We start from the raw sequence: 17,173 nt of genomic DNA, 5'->3' as shown, positions 1-17,173 counted from the left end.
GGCCCGGAATTCATGGGTGCCGATGGACCCTCCTTTTCTCAGAGACTTTTTTATGACCCAATCCACTCCGCTGCAGCGCCTGTTGAACATCATGAAAACGCTGCGCGATCCGCAGATCGGTTGCTCGTGGGACCGCAAGCAGACCTTCGCTACCATCGCGCCTTACACGCTGGAAGAGACTTACGAAGTGCTCGACGCCATCGAGCGGCAGGACTATGCCGATCTGCGCGACGAGCTGGGCGACTTGCTGTTCCAGGTGGTGTTCTACGCCCAGATGGGGCAGGAGCAGGGGCTGTTCGATTTCGATGAGGTGTGCACCGCCATCAGCGACAAGCTGGAACGCCGTCACCCGCATATCTTCGGCGACGCCGAGGGGGGAGACAGCGAAGCCGTGGCGGCGCGCTGGGAGCAGCTGAAGGCCGGCGAGCGCGCCGAGAAAGCGCTGCACTCGGTGCTGGACGACATTCCGCAGGCGCTGCCGGCATTGATGAAAGCACACAAGATCCAGAAGCGCTGCGCCTCGGTCGGCTTCGACTGGAATACCCTGGGGCCGGTGCTGGACAAAGTGTATGAAGAGATCGACGAAGTGATGCACGAAGCCCGCCAGGCGGTGGTCGATGAGCACAAGCTGGAAGAGGAGATCGGCGATCTGCTGTTCGCTACGGTGAACCTGTCGCGCCATCTGGGCCACAAGGCGGAGAACGCGCTGCAGGCGGCAAACCGCAAGTTCGAGCGCCGTTTCCGCCAGGTGGAAGCGATCGTCAAGCAGCGCGGGCTGCGGCTTGAAGACGCGACGCTGGAGCAGATGGAAGAGGCCTGGCAGCAGGTGAAAAAATCTGAAGTCTGATGAGCTGCCGGTGTAATGGTACCGGGTCGGACATCAAGGACGTTCCACGCAGACAAGGGAAAGTGCGGTTATGATCAAGAGGCTGATGCTTTTAGCCTGTTTTGTTTCCGGTTTCAGCATGGCGTCCCCTCCTGCTGACGTCGGGCGGCTGCGGTATGATGAACGCCGGCTGCCATTAGTCGATGTGCAGATCGGTAACCGGTTACACACGCTCATGCTGGATACCGGCAGCGCAGAAGGGATACACCTTTATCAACACGATCTGGAGCGTCTGGTGGCGCAACCGAGCCTGAAAGTGGTGCGTCTGGCGCCACGGCGGCTAAGAGATCTCTCTGGCGGTGAACATCAGGTGTCTGCCTGGCGGATTAGTCGGCTGTTTATTGGCAATATCCCTTTTAACGATGTTGAAGCGGTGAGTTTTAAGCCGTGGGGGCTCAGCCTGGGAAACGAGGTGCCGGCAAGTGAAGTGATGGGGCTCGGGCTGTTCCGCGATCGAAAAGTGCTGATGGACTTCGAAAACGATCGCTTGCAAATGTTGGCTCATCTGCCTTCAGACATTGCGATATGGGCTTCTTATCCGTTCGAACAGACCGATGAGGGGCTGAGCGTGACGGCCTTCGTTGGCAAGAAACCGTTGCGTCTGATTGTTGATACCGGTGCCAGCCATTCTCTTTTGTTTGCCGCAGGCTTGCCGGCCGGCGTCTTGTTTTCCGGCTGTCGTTCCATTGAGCCTGAGGCCATGAATCTGGATTGCCGAGTGGCCAGGTTCACGTTGACCGATCGCCGAGGCCGGTCTCGCAACGATTTGGCCATTGTTAGCGAAGGCCCATCGTCTGAGGTGCTGGGCTTTGATGGTCTGCTGGGGATGGGCTTTATGCGGGGGCATCGTGTGATTGTTGATATGCCTGAACGCATGCTCTACATCAGTCGTTAACTCGACGTGCCTTGATCCCAGGCCAATCGGATTAAGGAAAGCGGAACCGCCGCCGCAATGTTGATCGCCGACAAGGTTCGTCATGGCTGAAACGGTTAAGCTTGCGATCGGGTCACAGGCGCATGGCTGCCGGCGGCAGCAAAAGGCCAACAAACTGAAATCTAAGGCGTTTTATCGCTCCTGAGGGGCGGTAAAAAGAAATTTTCTCTGCTAACTCTTTGTTTTACCTGGAGGGTTTATGCGGCGCCGGCGGAGTAAACCCTGATGAACACGGGAGGGCGGCCGAGATGATGGACAGCAAAACGATCGTTTGTAGGTCAGGAGAGGTTCGGGTATACTACTTTCCCGTCCTGGTTCTTCCATCGTCTTTAAACCTAAACTCTCAGGTTCAGCATGACAACTAATTATATTTTTGTGACCGGCGGGGTCGTATCCTCTCTGGGTAAAGGCATTGCCGCAGCCTCTCTGGCGGCTATTCTTGAAGCCCGTGGCCTCAACGTTACCATCATGAAACTGGACCCGTACATCAACGTGGATCCGGGCACCATGAGCCCGATTCAGCATGGGGAAGTTTTCGTCACCGAAGACGGCGCAGAAACCGATCTGGATTTGGGTCACTACGAGCGCTTCATCCGCACCAAAATGTCGCGTCGCAACAACTTCACCACCGGCCGCATCTACTCCGACGTGCTGCGTAAAGAACGCCGCGGCGACTATCTGGGTGCGACCGTGCAGGTCATTCCGCACATCACCAACGCGATCAAAGAGCGCATCATCGAAGGCGGTGAAGGCCACGATGTGGTGCTGGTGGAAATCGGCGGCACCGTCGGCGATATCGAATCGCTGCCGTTCCTCGAAGCCATCCGTCAGATGGCGGTGGAAGTGGGCCGCGAGCACACCCTGTACATGCACCTGACGCTGGTGCCGTACATGGCGGCGGCCGGCGAAGTGAAAACCAAGCCAACCCAGCATTCCGTAAAAGAACTGCTTTCCATCGGTATTCAGCCGGATGTGCTGATTTGCCGTTCCGATCGCGCGGTTCCTGCTAACGAACGCGCTAAAATCGCGCTTTTCTGCAACGTGCCGGAAAAAGCGGTTATCTCTCTGAAAGACGTTGATTCTATTTATAAAATCCCAGGCCTATTGAAATCTCAGGGGCTGGACGATTATATTTGTAAACGATTCAGCCTGAACGCGCCGGAAGCCAACCTGGCCGAATGGGAACAGGTGATCTACGAAGAAGCCAATCCGGGCGGCGAAGTGACCATCGGTATGGTCGGCAAATACGTTGAGCTGCCGGACGCCTACAAGTCGGTGATCGAAGCGCTGAAGCACGGCGGGCTGAAAAACCGTCTGACCGTGAACATCAAGCTGATCGACTCGCAGGACGTGGAAACCCGCGGCGTGGAAGTGCTGAAAGGGCTGGACGCGATCCTGATCCCGGGCGGCTTCGGCTACCGCGGCGTGGAAGGCAAAGTGATGACCGCACGCTATGCGCGCGAGAACAACATTCCTTACCTGGGCATTTGCCTGGGCATGCAGGTGGCGTTGATGGAGTTCGCTCGCAACGTGGCGGGCATGGAGAACGCCAACTCCACCGAGTTTATGCCAGACTGTAAGTACCCGGTGGTGGCGTTGATCACCGAATGGCGCGACGAAGACGGCAACGTCGAAGTGCGCAGCGAAGAAAGCGATTTGGGCGGCACGATGCGCGTAGGTGGCCAGCAATGTCACCTGAGCGACAACAGCCTGGTGCGTCAGCTGTACGGCGAACCGACCATTGTCGAGCGTCACCGTCACCGTTACGAAGTTAACAACATGCTGTTGAAGCAGATCGAAGCCGCAGGGCTGCGCGTCGCCGGTCGTTCCGCCGACAACAAGCTGGTCGAGATCATTGAACTGCCGAATCACCCGTGGTTTGTAGCCTGTCAGTTCCACCCGGAATTTACGTCTACGCCGCGTGATGGGCATCCGCTGTTCGCCGGCTTCGTGAAAGCCGCTGGCGAGCATCAGAAGCGCCAGGTGAAATAAAATATTTGGTAGGCGGCGCGCGGTGAGAACCGCGCGCTGTTTGTCTGGAGTTTTAGTTTAACTTGTACTGAGGAAAACCTAATGTCCAAAATCGTTAAAGTCATCGGTCGTGAAATCATCGACTCCCGCGGTAACCCGACTGTTGAAGCCGAAGTTCATCTGGAAGGCGGTTTCGTAGGCCTGGCTGCTGCGCCGTCAGGTGCTTCTACCGGTTCCCGCGAAGCGCTGGAACTGCGTGACGGTGACAAGTCTCGTTTCCTGGGTAAAGGCGTACTGAAAGCCGTTGCTGCAGTGAACGGTCCGATTGCTCAGGCAGTACTGGGTAAAGATGCCAAAGACCAGGCGAACATCGACAAGATCATGATCGATCTGGACGGCACCGAAAACAAATCCAACTTCGGCGCCAACGCCATTCTCGCGGTTTCCCTGGCAGCAGCGAAAGCGGCCGCAGCCTCTAAAGGCATGCCGCTGTATGAGCACATCGCTGAACTGAACGGCACCCCAGGCAAATTCTCCATGCCACTGCCGATGATGAACATCATCAACGGCGGCGAGCACGCTGACAACAACGTCGACATTCAGGAATTCATGATCCAGCCGGTTGGCGCGAAAACCCTGAAAGAAGCGGTGCGCATCGGTTCTGAAGTGTTCCACCACCTGGCGAAAGTGCTGAAAGCCAAAGGCATGAACACCGCCGTGGGCGACGAAGGCGGCTACGCGCCAAACCTGGGTTCCAACGCCGAAGCGCTGGCGGTTATCGCTGAAGCGGTAAAAGCGGCGGGCTACGAGCTGGGCAAAGACGTGACTCTGGCGATGGACTGTGCGGCTTCCGAATTCTACAAAGACGGTAAATACGTGCTGGCCGGCGAAGGCAACAAAGCCTTCACTTCCGAAGAGTTCACTCACTTCCTGGAAGATCTGACCAAACAGTACCCAATCGTGTCTATCGAAGACGGCCTGGATGAATCCGACTGGGCGGGCTTCGCTTACCAGACCAAAGTTCTGGGCGACAAAATCCAGCTGGTGGGCGACGATCTGTTCGTGACCAACACCAAGATCCTGAAAGAAGGCATCGAGAAAGGCATCGCTAACTCCATCCTGATCAAATTCAACCAGATCGGTTCTCTGACCGAAACGCTGGCTGCTATCAAGATGGCGAAAGACGCTGGCTACACCGCGGTGATCTCTCACCGTTCCGGTGAAACCGAAGACGCGACCATCGCCGACCTGGCGGTAGGGACTGCGGCTGGCCAGATCAAAACCGGTTCCATGAGCCGTTCTGACCGCGTTGCCAAATACAACCAACTGATCCGTATCGAAGAAGCGCTGGGTGACCGTGCGCCGTTCAACGGCCTGAAAGAAGTTAAAGGCCAGTAAGTTCGACCGATTCGGTTGTTAAATAAAAACCCGCTGCGGCGGGTTTTTTTATGGCCGGTAGACAGAGGGACAGGGGATCAGTGCAGATCGGGCGCAATCGCCGCCAGTGCCTGTTCATCTCGCAGCAACGCCACGCAGGCGGCGATATCCGGCGCCAGCCAGCGATCCCGATGGTAAGGTGCTACATGTTGTCGCAGCCGGCGCCAGGCGCGACCTGTGCCATCGCCGAATCGGCACTGCTGCAAAAACTCAAATGCCTGCGCCGCCAGCAGATACTCGATTGCCAAAATCTGGTTGGTGTTCTCCAGCATCCGATGCAGCCGCAGTGCAGCGCCGGTGCCCAGGCTCAGATGATCTTCCTGCAGCGCAGAGGTAACGTAATTGTCTACCACGCAGGGTTGGGCCAATTGGCGGTTATCTGCGCACAGCGACGCCGCCACATATTGAGTGATCATCATGCCGGAGTTTACCCCAGGTTCGCTCACCAGAAACGCTGGCAGCCCGCTGACCAACGGGTTGATCAGCCGATCGATGCGTCGCTCGGCAATCCCGCCCAACTCGGCGACGGCAACCGCCAGCAGATCGGCGGCCATCGCCACCGATTCACCGTGCGGGTTGGCCTGCGACATCACCCGGTAGGCATCCGGCGTGCCGAGCAACAGGGGGTTATCGGTGGCGCCGTTCAATTCGGTTTCAATCTGCCGCGCGGCGTGGGCGATTTGATCGCGACAGGCGCCATGGACCTGCGGGATTGAACGGATGCTCAGCGCATCCTGAGTGCGAATGCCCTCGCTGGTAGCGATGACCTCGCTGTCGTTCAACAGTGTGCGCAGATTTTTCCCCACCTGCTGCATGCCGGGATGCGGTTTCAGTGTAAGGATCTCCTCGTCAAAGGCGGCGATCTGTCCGCGCAGCGCCTCAAAGCTCATGGCACCCAACACGTCGGCCCAGCGCGACAGCCGGAAGGCGTCGGCCAATGCCAGACAGCTTAGACCGGTCATGCAAGGCGTGCCGTTGACCAGACACAGGCCGTCTTTGGCGCCCAGCGACGGCAGCGTCAGGCCCTCGGCCACCAGCGCCTGTGCGGCGCCAACCACTTGGCCGCGATAGCTGACTTCGCCTAACCCGAGCAGGGCGACGCCGACATGCGCCATATGGGTCAGATAACCCACAGAGCCCTGTGCTGGCACCAGCGGCGTGATACCGCCGTTAAGCAGCGCCAGCAGCATGGCTACCAACGGACGCTGAATGCCGGATTTGCCGTGGCTGTAGTTGACGATGGCGCAGCAGATGATGGCGCGGGTCTGTTCATCGCTCAGCGGTGCCCCAACCCCGCAGGCGTGGCTCAGCAGCGTATTGCGCGACAGTTGCGCCAGCTGTTCGCCGTGCAGCACCTGGTTGCACAACGCGCCCAGACCGGTATTGACGCCATAGGCGCGCTGCTCGCCAGTGACGATCCTTTGCACGATTGCCTGGGCATTGTCGATACGTGCCCAAGCGGCGTCAGATAGGCTGAGTGGCGCGCGATAGCGCGCCACTGCCACGATGTCCTGCCAGTGCAGCGGCTGGCTATCGATCCTGACCGAAGCGGGGTAATTCATCATGTTCTCCTCAGGCTCTGGCCACGTTCATCGGGCGCGGCTTTTGCACGTTTTCATCCAGTGCCAGTCGACGTTGCACGAAGCGGTTGACGTACTCGTCGGCCGGATTGTTTAGGATCTCCTGCGGGGTACCGACCTGGATCAGCTTGCCGTCTTTCAGGATCGCGATTCGGTTGCCGATGCGTACCGCCTCGTCCAGATCGTGGGTGATGAACACCAGCGTCTTGTGCAGTTCTTTTTGCAGCGCCAGCAGCTGATCCTGCATTTCGGCGCGGATCAGCGGATCGAGTGCGCTGAAGGCCTCGTCCAGCAGGATGATATCGGTATCGGTCGCCAGCGCGCGCGCCAGCCCGACGCGTTGGCGCATACCTCCGGACAGCTGATGTGGGTAGGATTTTTCATAGCCCTTTAGCCCGACGGTATCGATCCAGTGACGGGCCCGCTCCTGATAAACCTCTTTGGCTTCGCCACGGACCTTCAGACCGTAGCCGACGTTATCCAGCACCGTTTTGTGCGGCAGTAGCCCGAAGCTCTGGAACACCATGCTGATCTTGTGACGACGGAAGTGCTCCAACTGCTTTTCGTCGTAGCGCAGGATATCTTCACCGTCTATCAGGATCTGGCCACTGGTGGGATCGATCAGGCGGTTGAAGTGGCGCACCAGCGTCGACTTGCCGGAACCGGACAGCCCCATGATGACGAAGATCTCACCGGCGGCGATCGACATAGACAGATCGTGCACCCCAACCACGCAGTCGGTGGCGGCTTGTACTTCCTGCTTGGTTTTTCCCTGCTGGCTCATTGCCAACGCTGACGCCGTTTTGTGGCCGAAGATCTTGTAAACGTTTTGGATTTCAATCTTGTTCATCAGGATTACCTCGCAACGGCGGTGCGGCCATAGGCCTGCGTAATACGGTCAATGACCACGGCCAGGATGACGATCGCCAGGCCGGCTTCCAGCCCCAGGCCGACGTTCAGTGTCTGGATACCCACCAGCACGTCTTCACCCAAACCGCGCGCGCCGATCATTGAGGCGACTACGACCATTGACAGCGACATCATGGTGGTCTGGTTGATGCCGGCCATAATGCTCGGTAGCGCCAGTGGCAGTTGTACGCCAAACAGTTTCTGCCAACGGTTGGCGCCAAAGGCGGTGACTGACTCCATCACTTCTTTATCAACCTGGCGGATCCCCAGATCGGTCAGGCGGATCAGCGGCGGCGTGGCGTAGATCACCGTCGCCAGGATCGCCGGTACCTTGCCCAGGCCAAACAGCATCAGCACCGGGATCAGATAAACGAAGCTCGGCATGGTTTGCATTACATCCATCAGCGGCATCATCACTGCCCGTACGCGATCGCTGCGGGCCGCCAGCACGCCAAGAGGGATACCGATGATCACCGCCAACAGCGTAGCCACCAGCACCAAGGCCAGTGTTTGCATCAATTTGTCCCACATACCGGCGGTGCCGACCAGCAATAACAGGCCGACGATCACCAGCGTCGACAGCCAGCGGCGGGTAGAGTGCCAGGCCAGCAGCCCGACGATCGCCAGCATCAGCCACCAGGGCGTGGCGCGCAGCAGACTTTCAAGATGGATCACCGCCCACAGCAGGGTGTCGGAGATCTGGCGGAACATGTCGCCGTAGTGGGTGACCAGCATATCGACCCAGCCGTTGATCCAATCGGCGATGGAAAAGGTAAAGCGTTCTGGAAACATAACTTTTTCCCCTGTACAGCCCGGACCTGTCAGGCTCCGGGTAAGTGTTTACTCGACCTCAATATGCTTACAACGAAGCCTGAATTTTTTTCGCCGCGTCCTCGCTCACCCATTGTTGCCAGATATCAGGGTGCTGCTTGAAGAACTCCAGCGCCAGCTTCTGCGAGCTGATGCGTTCTTTGCTCATGCGTGCCAGGTTCTGGTTCACCAGATCGAGCGGCAGGTTCACTTTTTCCAATACCTGCACCAGTTCCGGCGCCTGCTGGTTAAACACGCTGGAGAGGCCGACCTTGATGTGGATATTCTTGTCCACGCCCGGTTCTTCCAGTTTCACCAGATCGAGCTGGCCCATGATCGGGGTTGGTGACCAGTAGTAGAACAGGATCGGTTCGCCGCGGCGGTAGCTGGAGAGGATGGCGGTATCCAAGGCCGGACCGGTGCCGGGACGGAAGTTGGTAAACTTATCGTCCAGGTTGAATTTCTTCAGGATGGCGGTGTTATCCAATTCGCAAGTCCAACCGGCCGGGCAGTTGTAAAAGCGGCCTTTTCCCGGCTCTTCCTGATCGCGAAACACCTGGGCGTATTTAGCCAGGTCAGGGATGCTTTTCAGATCCGGTGCCAGTGGTTTCAGCTTACGTCTGGCATCGCCTTCAATCACGTAGCGCGGTACATACCAACCTTCTTCGGCACCGACGATGGGGGCACCGACGCTGACCGCTTTGCCGGCTTTCTCGGCTTTGTTCCACACTTCGCTGCGGCCAATCCACTCTTCGGCAAACACCTGAATGTCGTTGGTGCCGACCGCTTGTTCCATGGTGATGGAATTGCCCGGCAGCACATCGGTTTTACAGTCGTAGCCTTTTTGCAGCACGTATTGCATGACATCGGTCAACAGCATTCCGCTCTCCCAATTCAGTCCTGCGAATTTGACCGGTTTGCCGGACTCGCACCAGCCGGCGGCGCGTGCCGAAAGGCTGCCTGTCATCAGCCCGAGTGCGATTAATGGAAGCCAGAGTTTGTGTCGTGTTTGCATGGTGATACTCCGCTTTAATGATAAAAAGCCCGGGAACGGCGGGCTTATGGGTTTTAGTAGCTTTGCTGCGTGGTTGCGACGGGTGAACCCCCGCCTTTCTTGCGCACCCACAGCCAGTAAGCCACGGTGAGTAAAGCGATCCACACCAGCCCGACGTACAGGGCGATGCGGCTCTCTTCGAAGTAGCCGAGCAGGCCGATGACAAATGCCATAAAGGCGGTCGCCAATGCCGGCGCCACCGGCCACCACGGCACCGGGAAGCTCAGCTGACGGGTTTCCTCCGGCGACAGCGTGCGGCGCATGACGATCTGCGACAGCAGGATCATCAGCCACACCCAGACGGTGGCGAAGGTGGCGATCGAGGCGATGATCATGAAGACCTTCTCCGGGATCAGGTAGTTGAGCACCACCGCCAACAGCAGGGCGATCGACATCACCAGCACCGTCATCCACGGCACGCCGCTGGCGGTCAGTTTGGTGAAGCTGCGCGGCGCCTGGCCGTCCTGCGCCATGCCGTACATCATGCGGCCGGCACCGAAGATGTCGCTGTTAATGGCCGAGATGGCGGCGGTGATCACCACCACGTTTAGCACGTTGGCGGCGGAGCTGATGCCGAGGTTGCTGAAGATCTCAACGAACGGGCTGCCGTTCTGGCCGATGCTGTTCCACGGGTAGATCGCCATCAGCACCGTCAGCGTCAGCACGTAAAACAGCAGGATGCGCACCGGCACGGCGTTGATCGCCTTCGGCAGCACTTTGGCGGGGTCTTTCGCCTCGCTGGCGGTAATGCCGATGATCTCGATGCCGCCGAAGGCAAACATCACCACCGCCAATGACGCGACCACGCCGCCGATGCCGTTAGGCATAAAGCCGCCGTGCTGCCACAGGTTGCTGATACCGGTGGCGTGCTGGGTTTGGCCGAAGCCGAACAGCATCACCGCCGCGCCGCCGACGATCATCGCCACGATGGCGGCGACCTTGACCAGCGACAGCCAGAACTCCAGCTCGCCGAATACCTTGACGCTGCACAGGTTGAGCGCGCCGATAAACAGAATGATGCTGAGCACCCAAACCCACTGGGCGACCTCCGGGAACCACAGCCCCATATAAATGCCGAAGGCGGTGACGTCCGCCAGGGCGACGATCACCATTTCGAAGGTGTAGGTCCAACCGGTGAGGAACCCGGCCAACGGGCCGAGATAGTGGCTGGCGTAGTGGCCGAACGAGCCGGAAACCGGCTGGTGCACCGCCATTTCACCCAGCGCGCGCATCACCATGAATACCGCCGCGCCGCCCACCAGGTAGGCCAGCAGCACGGCCGGGCCGGCCAGCTGGATGGCGCCGGCGGAGCCGTAGAACAGGCCGGTACCGATCGCCGAGCCGAGAGCCATGAAACGGATATGCCGCGCGTTTAGTCCGCGTCTGAGTTGTGTCGTTTCGTTACGCATGTTGCTTCCCGTTAAGTGTTTGCCGAACAGGCACGCGCTGCCCGCGCCGGGTGGAACGCACCCGGCGGGGCAGAACAAACTGCGTGATTCAGTGTGTGATGATTATGCCTGGCTAGGCAGCAGCGCCGCAGGCAGCAGCGATGTCAGGTGACCGGCCGCCAAGAGTTGGCTGGCGGCTTCAATGTCGGGGGCGAAGAAACGATCCTTGTCGTAGAAACTGACATGCTCGCGCAGCAGACGGCGCGCCTGCTCCAGACCATCCGAGGTCTTCAGGCCGGTGCGGAAATCCAGGCCCTGGCAGGCGGCCAGCCATTCGACCGCCAGAATGCCGCGCACGTTGTCCGCCATGCTCCACAGACGACGGCCGGCGGCCGGCGCCATGGAAACGTGGTCTTCCTGGTTGGCGGAGGTCGGAATGCTGTCGACGCTCGACGGGTGCGCCAGCGCCTTGTTTTCGCTGGCCAGCGCCGCGGCGGTGACCTGGGCGATCATGAAGCCGGAGTTCACGCCGCCGTTTTCCACCAGGAACGGTGGCAGCTGCGACATGTGCTTGTCCATCATCAGCGAGATGCGGCGTTCGGACAGCGAACCGATTTCGGCAAACGCCAGCGCCAGGTTATCGGCGGCCATCGCCACCGGTTCGGCGTGGAAGTTGCCGCCGGACAGCACGTCGCCCTGTTCGGCGAACACCAGCGGGTTATCGGAGACGGCGTTGGCTTCAATTTCCAGCACCTCGGCGGCCTGGCGGATCTGCGTCAGGCAGGCGCCCATCACCTGTGGCTGGCAGCGCAGGGAGTAAGGATCCTGCACTTTTTCACAGTTGCGGTGCGAGTCGGAGACTTCGCTGCGCGCGCTGAGCAGGTGGCGATAGGCGAGGGCGGCGTCAATCTGGCCGCGCTGGCCGCGCACCTCGTGGATACGCGCATCGAACGGGCTGCGCGAGCCCAGCGCCGCTTCCACCGTCAGGCTGCCCGCCACGGTGGCGGCGGCGAACAGGTCTTCGGCATCGAACAGGCCGCGCAGTGCGAAGGCAGCGGAGACCTGGGTGCCGTTCAGCAGCGCCAAGCCCTCTTTCGCCGCCAGCGTCAGCGGTTTCAGGCCGGCCTTCGCCAGCGCTTCGGTCGCCGGCAACCATTGGCCCTGATGGCGCGCCTGGCCTTCGCCCAGCAGCACCAGGCTCATGTGCGCCAGCGGCGCCAGGTCGCCGGAAGCGCCGACCGAGCCTTTCAGTGGAATATGTGGATAAACTTCGGCGTTGACCAGCGCGATCAGCGCCTGAATGACTTCCAGACGAATGCCGGAGAAGCCGCGCGACAGGCTGTTGATCTTCAGCACCATGATCAGGCGCACCAGATTGTCGTCGGTCGGCTCGCCCACGCCGGCGGCGTGTGACAGCACGATCGAACGCTGTAGGTTTTCCAGATCGTCGCGGGCGATGCGCGTCGAAGCCAGTAGGCCAAATCCGGTGTTGATGCCGTAAGTAGTGCGGTTTTCTTCAACGATGCGCTCTACGCAGGCCACGCTCTGCTGGATAGGGGCATAGGCGTTGTCGTCCAGCGTCAGCGTCACCGGATGTTGGTAGACGTCGCGTAGCTGGGTCAGCGTCAGTTTGCCTGGGCGAATAGTCAGCGCTTTCATGCTTTTTCTCCTTGGGTGGCGGCAACCATCGGCAGGTTCAGGCCTTGCTCGCGGGCGCAGTCGATAGCGATATCGTAACCGGCGTCGGCGTGACGCATGACCCCGGTAGCCGGGTCGTTGTGCAGGACGCGGGCGATGCGCTCGGCGGCCTCATCGGTGCCGTCGCAGACGATCACCATACCGGAGTGTTGGGAGAAGCCCATGCCGACGCCGCCGCCGTGGTGCAGGGAAACCCAGGTGGCGCCGCTGGCGGTGTTCAACAGGGCGTTCAGCAGCGGCCAGTCGGAAACTGCGTCGGAGCCGTCTTTCATCGCTTCGGTTTCACGGTTCGGGCTGGACACGGAGCCGGAATCCAGGTGGTCGCGGCCGATGACGATCGGGGCGGACAGTTCGCCGCGGCGCACCATCTCGTTGAACGCCAGGCCCAGCTTGGCGCGCTGGCCGAGGCCAACCCAGCAGATGCGCGCCGGCAGGCCCTGGAAGCTGATGCGCTCGCGCGCCATGTCCAGCCAGCGGTGCAGGTGCTCGTCATCCGGGATCAGCTCTTTCACCATGGCGTCGGTTTTGTAGATATCCTGCGGATCGCCGGACAGCGCCGCCCAGCGGAACGGCCCGATACCGCGGCAGAACAGCGGACGGATGTAGGCCGGCACGAAGCCCGGGAAGTCAAAGGCGTTGTCGACGCCGGTTTCTTTCGCCATCTGGCGGATGTTGTTGCCGTAGTCGAAGGTCGGCACGCCCATGTGCTGGAACGCCAGCATGGCTTTAACGTGATCGGCCATCGACTGCTTGGCGGCGGCGACCACTTTAGCCGGCTCGGTCTGCGCGCGCTGGCGATACTCTTCCCAGCTCCAGCCCTTCGGCAGGTAGCCGTTCAGCGGATCGTGGGCGCTGGTCTGATCGGTGACCATGTCCGGGCGCACGCCGCGGCGCACCAGCTCAGGCAGGATCTCCGCCGCGTTGCCGCACAGGGCGATGGAGATGGCTTTGCCTTCTGAGGTGTATTTTTTGATGCGGGCCAGCGCGTCGTCCAGATCGTTGGCCTGCTCATCGACGTAGCGGGTTTTCAGGCGGAAATCGATGCGGCTCTGCTGACATTCGATGTTCAGCGAGCAGGCGCCCGCCAGCGTCGCGGCCAGCGGCTGCGCGCCGCCCATGCCGCCCAGGCCGGCGGTCAGTACCCAGCGGCCCTGCAGGCTGCCGTCGTAATGCTGGCGGCCCGCTTCGACGAAGGTCTCATAGGTGCCCTGGACGATGCCCTGGCTGCCGATGTAGATCCAGCTGCCGGCGGTCATCTGGCCATACATGGCCAGGCCTTTGGCGTCCAGTTCGTTGAAGTGTTCCCAGGTCGCCCAGTGCGGCACCAGGTTGGAGTTGGCGATCAGCACGCGCGGGGCGTTGCTGTGGGTTTTGAAGACGCCGACCGGCTTGCCGGACTGCACCAGCAGGGTTTCGTCCTCTTCCAGCGTTTTCAGGGTTTCGACGATCTTGTCGTAGCAATCCCAGTCGCGCGCGGCGCGGCCGATGCCGCCGTACACCACCAGCTCGTGTGGGTTCTCCGCAACTTCAGGATCGAGGTTGTTCATCAGCATGCGTAACGGCGCTTCGGTCAGCCAGCTTTTTGCGTTTAATTGTGTGCCGCGTGGCGCGCGTACATCGACATTGCGAACTTTGTTATTTGTAGTCACAGCAGTTTCCTCAAACAGTATCGGTGCAGATTCCATGCCGCGGTGGGGATGAGTACCACGGCATAACCATGCGTAGGGTTTATTAACATATACTTGTATGTACAAGCATATGCAACACTGACCAGTTGCCGCCGAAAAGTGGCATAAGAAAAAGTTATTTTCTTTTTATATCAGATTGATATGCGTTTTTTTATCGCCGGTTTCATGCGAGAGACGCCGGAGAAAAGTGAGCTGTTCGGCAAAAATGAATTAAAATTGACTCATTTTTGGGCGGCTAGTCACAATATTTTTACAGACTGATTACAGTTGCGACCAGGGGATAAATAAACCCTATCGCCACAGGGAACCAGCCCGCCGGAGCGGGCTTTTGCGGCTCAGGCCGCCGGTTGCAGCGTCGGCTTGCGGCTCATCTTGCACACCGTGGCGACGGCGGCGATCAGCGCCGGTACGCACAGGAACATCAGGATGCTTTGCACTTCCCACTGCATCGCCAGCAACTGAGCGCCCATCATGGTGCCGGCGACGCCGCCGAAGCGGCCGATGCCCTGCATCCAGGCGATGCCGGTGGCGCGGCTGTGGGTGGGGTAGAAGGTGGCCGCCAGCGTTTGCAGCCCGGACTGCGCGCCGTTCATGGTGACGCCCATCAGGAAGATGAAGGCGCCCAGCAACACGATCTGCTTGTCTTCGGTCGCCATCGCCACGATCAGCAGGGCGGTGACGACAAAGCCGCTCGAGACCACCTTGTGCGCATTCCAGCGATCCATCAGCCAGCCGGCCACCAGGATGCCGAGCGTGCCGCCGAAGGTGAACAGCGAGGTGAGCATCGCCGACTGTTCCAGCTGATAGCCCAGCCCCTGCATCAGGATTGGCATCCAGCTCAGCAGCACGTAGTAGATCACCAGCCCCATGAAGTAGGTCAGCCACAGCATCAGCGTGCCGAGCAGGTAAGGGCGGCTGAACAGCAGGCCGACGCTGGTCTTGGCCTGTGTCAGCTTCTCTTCGTACAGGTAAAAACGCGTCACGTCGTCGAGGCTTTGGCTGACGAAGCGCTGTGCGATACGCTTGATCTTCGCCGCATCCTGGCCGCGATTAACCATATATTTGACCGATTCCGGCAGCAGCAGGATCAGCAAGACCGTCAACGCCAGCGGCGCAATGGCGCCCAGCAGCAGCACGCTGTGCCAGCCGTAGCTCGGGATCAGCCACGATGAAATGGCGCCGCCGCCGGCCGCGCCCAGCGGAAAGCCGCAGTACATGGTGTTGATCGCCAGCGAACGGCAGCGCTGCGGCGCGTATTCGGAGATCAGCGTGATGGCGTTGGGCATCGCCGCCCCCAGCCCGAGGCCGGTGAGGAAACGCCACAGCGTCAGGCTATTGAGCGAACCGGCGTAGGCGGTGGCCAGGCTCGACAGGCCGAAGAACAGGCAGGAAAACACCAGTACGCGCTTGCGGCCGATGCGATCGGAGATCGGCCCGGCGATCAGCGCGCCGAGCGACAGCCCCAGCAGCGCGGCGCTCAGCACCGGCCCCAGATCCTGTTTGACGATGCCCCAGTCTTTGGCGACCGACGGCGCAATATAGCCCATGGCGGCGGTATCGAAGCCGTCGATGGCGAGGATCAGGAATCCGAGAATGATCAGGGTCCAGTGAAACAGCGAAAACTTGCTGTCGTCGATGGCCTGCTGAATGTTCAACTCGCTGGTGGAATGAGTCATGGCACCCTCTAAACGCAGATGTAGTCGTGATGGATGGAACGTGGCCGAAACTGGCGCTCGGCTTGTGTTTGCTTGTATATACATCTGCGCGTCGGCGCTTTATGTCAAATATAATTATCTTATTTGTTAACTGTGTGTTGTTTTCTGTGGGGCAGATTGCACCGCCGATGAAGTGTCGAAGACCGGTTAACAAATTAAATGAACGCCATTGGCGGTGAGATATGCTGACGGCGGCGCGGAGAATAAAATTTAATACAATGTTGGCCGTTTGGTCGCCGGGCCGGAATCTGCGATAATCGCTTTTTACTTTTCCAGATTGAGAAACCGATGCAGTACCCGATCAATGAGATGTTCCAAACCTTGCAGGGCGAAGGTTTTTTCACCGGCGTGCCGGCCGTTTTTATCCGCCTGCAGGGCTGCCCGGTAGGGTGCAGTTGGTGCGATACCAAACATACCTGGGAAAAGGAAGCCAATCGGGAAGTCGACCTGCAACGGATCCTGGTCAAAACAGAGGAAAGCGACGCCTGGGGCAACGCCGGCGCCGAGCAGCTGTTGGCGGTGATGCGTCAACAAGGCTACACCGCGCGCCATGTGGTGATCACCGGCGGCGAACCCTGCATCTACGATCTGACGCCGCTGACCGAGCTGTTCGAACAGCATGGCTACGGCTGCCAGATTGAGACCAGCGGTACCCACGAGGTGCGCTGTTCCGCCAACACCTGGGTGACGGTTTCGCCGAAGGTGAATATGCGTGGCGGCATGAAGGTGCTGGATCAGGCGCTGCGGCGCGCCGACGAGGTGAAGCATCCGGTGGCGCGCGAGCGCGACATCGAGGCGCTGGACGCGCTGCTGGCGACGCTGCAGGACGACAAGGCACGGATTATCGCGCTGCAGCCGATCAGCCAGAAAGAAGAGGCGACCCGCCTGTGCATCGAAACCTGCATCGCGCGCAACTGGCGGCTGTCGATGCAGACCCACAAGTATCTGAACATCGCCTAAAATCAGGGCGCCTTTGTGAACTGCACCCCAAATGTTGGACACATCTGACATTTGGAGGTGCAGCTTTATGAAGTATTCACTGCAAGACAAACTCAATGCCGTCCGGTATTACCTTGCCGGGCTTGGCAGCCAACGGCAGACCG

13 protein-coding genes are annotated in these 17,173 nt (G+C 59.8%); 5 read left to right on the top strand and 8 right to left on the bottom strand.

Translation table 11 applies throughout. From position 1 onward, the window contains the following. The first annotated feature begins 52 nt into the window (after window positions 1-52). From mazG to eno, 4 genes are all read left to right on the top strand, one after another. Window positions 53-847, top strand: coding sequence for a nucleoside triphosphate pyrophosphohydrolase (mazG, locus tag M6G53_RS10730; RefSeq protein WP_253331180.1), 795 nt, complete (start codon window positions 53-55; stop codon window positions 845-847). Window positions 848-917: 70 nt separating this feature from the next. Continuing rightward, entirely contained in the window at window positions 918-1,781 is an 864-nt protein-coding gene (locus M6G53_RS10725; RefSeq protein WP_253331178.1) for a pepsin/retropepsin-like aspartic protease family protein, read from the top strand. 393 nt (window positions 1,782-2,174) lie between these two features. Next, complete coding sequence (gene pyrG / locus M6G53_RS10720) at window positions 2,175-3,812, top strand: glutamine hydrolyzing CTP synthase (RefSeq protein ID WP_225529081.1); 1,638 nt, start codon at window positions 2,175-2,177, stop codon at window positions 3,810-3,812. Between the two features lie 81 nt (window positions 3,813-3,893). Further along, entirely contained in the window at window positions 3,894-5,189 is a 1,296-nt protein-coding gene (eno, locus tag M6G53_RS10715; protein WP_038873548.1) for a phosphopyruvate hydratase, read from the top strand. 77 nt (window positions 5,190-5,266) lie between these two features. Here the strand turns inward: eno and M6G53_RS10710 are convergent, their stop codons facing one another. The 8 genes from M6G53_RS10710 to M6G53_RS10675 all read right to left on the bottom strand — a co-directional run bounded on the left by M6G53_RS10710 (window position 5,267) and on the right by M6G53_RS10675 (window position 16,031). Beyond that, a complete protein-coding gene (locus M6G53_RS10710; RefSeq protein ID WP_253331318.1) occupies window positions 5,267-6,790 on the bottom strand; it encodes an HAL/PAL/TAL family ammonia-lyase in 1,524 nt (507 codons plus the stop codon). 10 nt (window positions 6,791-6,800) lie between these two features. After that, on the bottom strand, window positions 6,801-7,658 hold the full coding sequence (locus tag M6G53_RS10705) for a quaternary amine ABC transporter ATP-binding protein (protein ID WP_253331176.1): 858 nt from the start codon (window positions 7,656-7,658) through the stop codon (window positions 6,801-6,803). A gap of 5 nt (window positions 7,659-7,663) precedes the next feature. Then, window positions 7,664-8,509, bottom strand: a complete 846-nt coding sequence (locus tag M6G53_RS10700) for an ABC transporter permease (protein WP_253331174.1) — start codon at window positions 8,507-8,509, stop codon at window positions 7,664-7,666. A 67-nt stretch (window positions 8,510-8,576) separates the two neighbouring features. After that, entirely contained in the window at window positions 8,577-9,494 is a 918-nt protein-coding gene (locus M6G53_RS10695) for an ABC transporter substrate-binding protein (protein ID WP_301286186.1), read from the bottom strand. A gap of 101 nt (window positions 9,495-9,595) precedes the next feature. Then, entirely contained in the window at window positions 9,596-10,990 is a 1,395-nt protein-coding gene (locus tag M6G53_RS10690) for an amino acid permease (protein ID WP_253331170.1), read from the bottom strand. 102 nt (window positions 10,991-11,092) lie between these two features. Next, window positions 11,093-12,628, bottom strand: coding sequence for a histidine ammonia-lyase (gene hutH, locus M6G53_RS10685; RefSeq protein ID WP_253331168.1), 1,536 nt, complete (start codon window positions 12,626-12,628; stop codon window positions 11,093-11,095). After that, window positions 12,625-14,316, bottom strand: coding sequence for a urocanate hydratase (hutU, locus tag M6G53_RS10680; RefSeq protein WP_253331167.1), 1,692 nt, complete (start codon window positions 14,314-14,316; stop codon window positions 12,625-12,627). Before hutU ends, hutH begins: the two co-directional genes overlap by 4 nt. Before the next feature lie 374 nt (window positions 14,317-14,690). Beyond that, entirely contained in the window at window positions 14,691-16,031 is a 1,341-nt protein-coding gene (locus M6G53_RS10675) for an MFS transporter (RefSeq protein WP_253331165.1), read from the bottom strand. Between the two features lie 327 nt (window positions 16,032-16,358). Here M6G53_RS10675 and queE point away from each other — a divergent pair, with 327 nt between their 5' ends. After that, window positions 16,359-17,030 (top strand): 7-carboxy-7-deazaguanine synthase QueE, encoded by a 672-nt coding sequence (gene queE / locus M6G53_RS10670; RefSeq protein ID WP_253331163.1) that lies wholly within the window; start codon window positions 16,359-16,361, stop codon window positions 17,028-17,030. Window positions 17,031-17,173: the final 143 nt, after the last annotated feature.

Source organism: Serratia nevei (assembly GCF_024160145.1).
In the GTDB taxonomy this organism is placed as follows: Bacteria; Pseudomonadota; Gammaproteobacteria; order Enterobacterales; family Enterobacteriaceae; genus Serratia; species Serratia nevei_A.
This window is presented reverse-complemented; position numbering and strand designations above follow the sequence as displayed.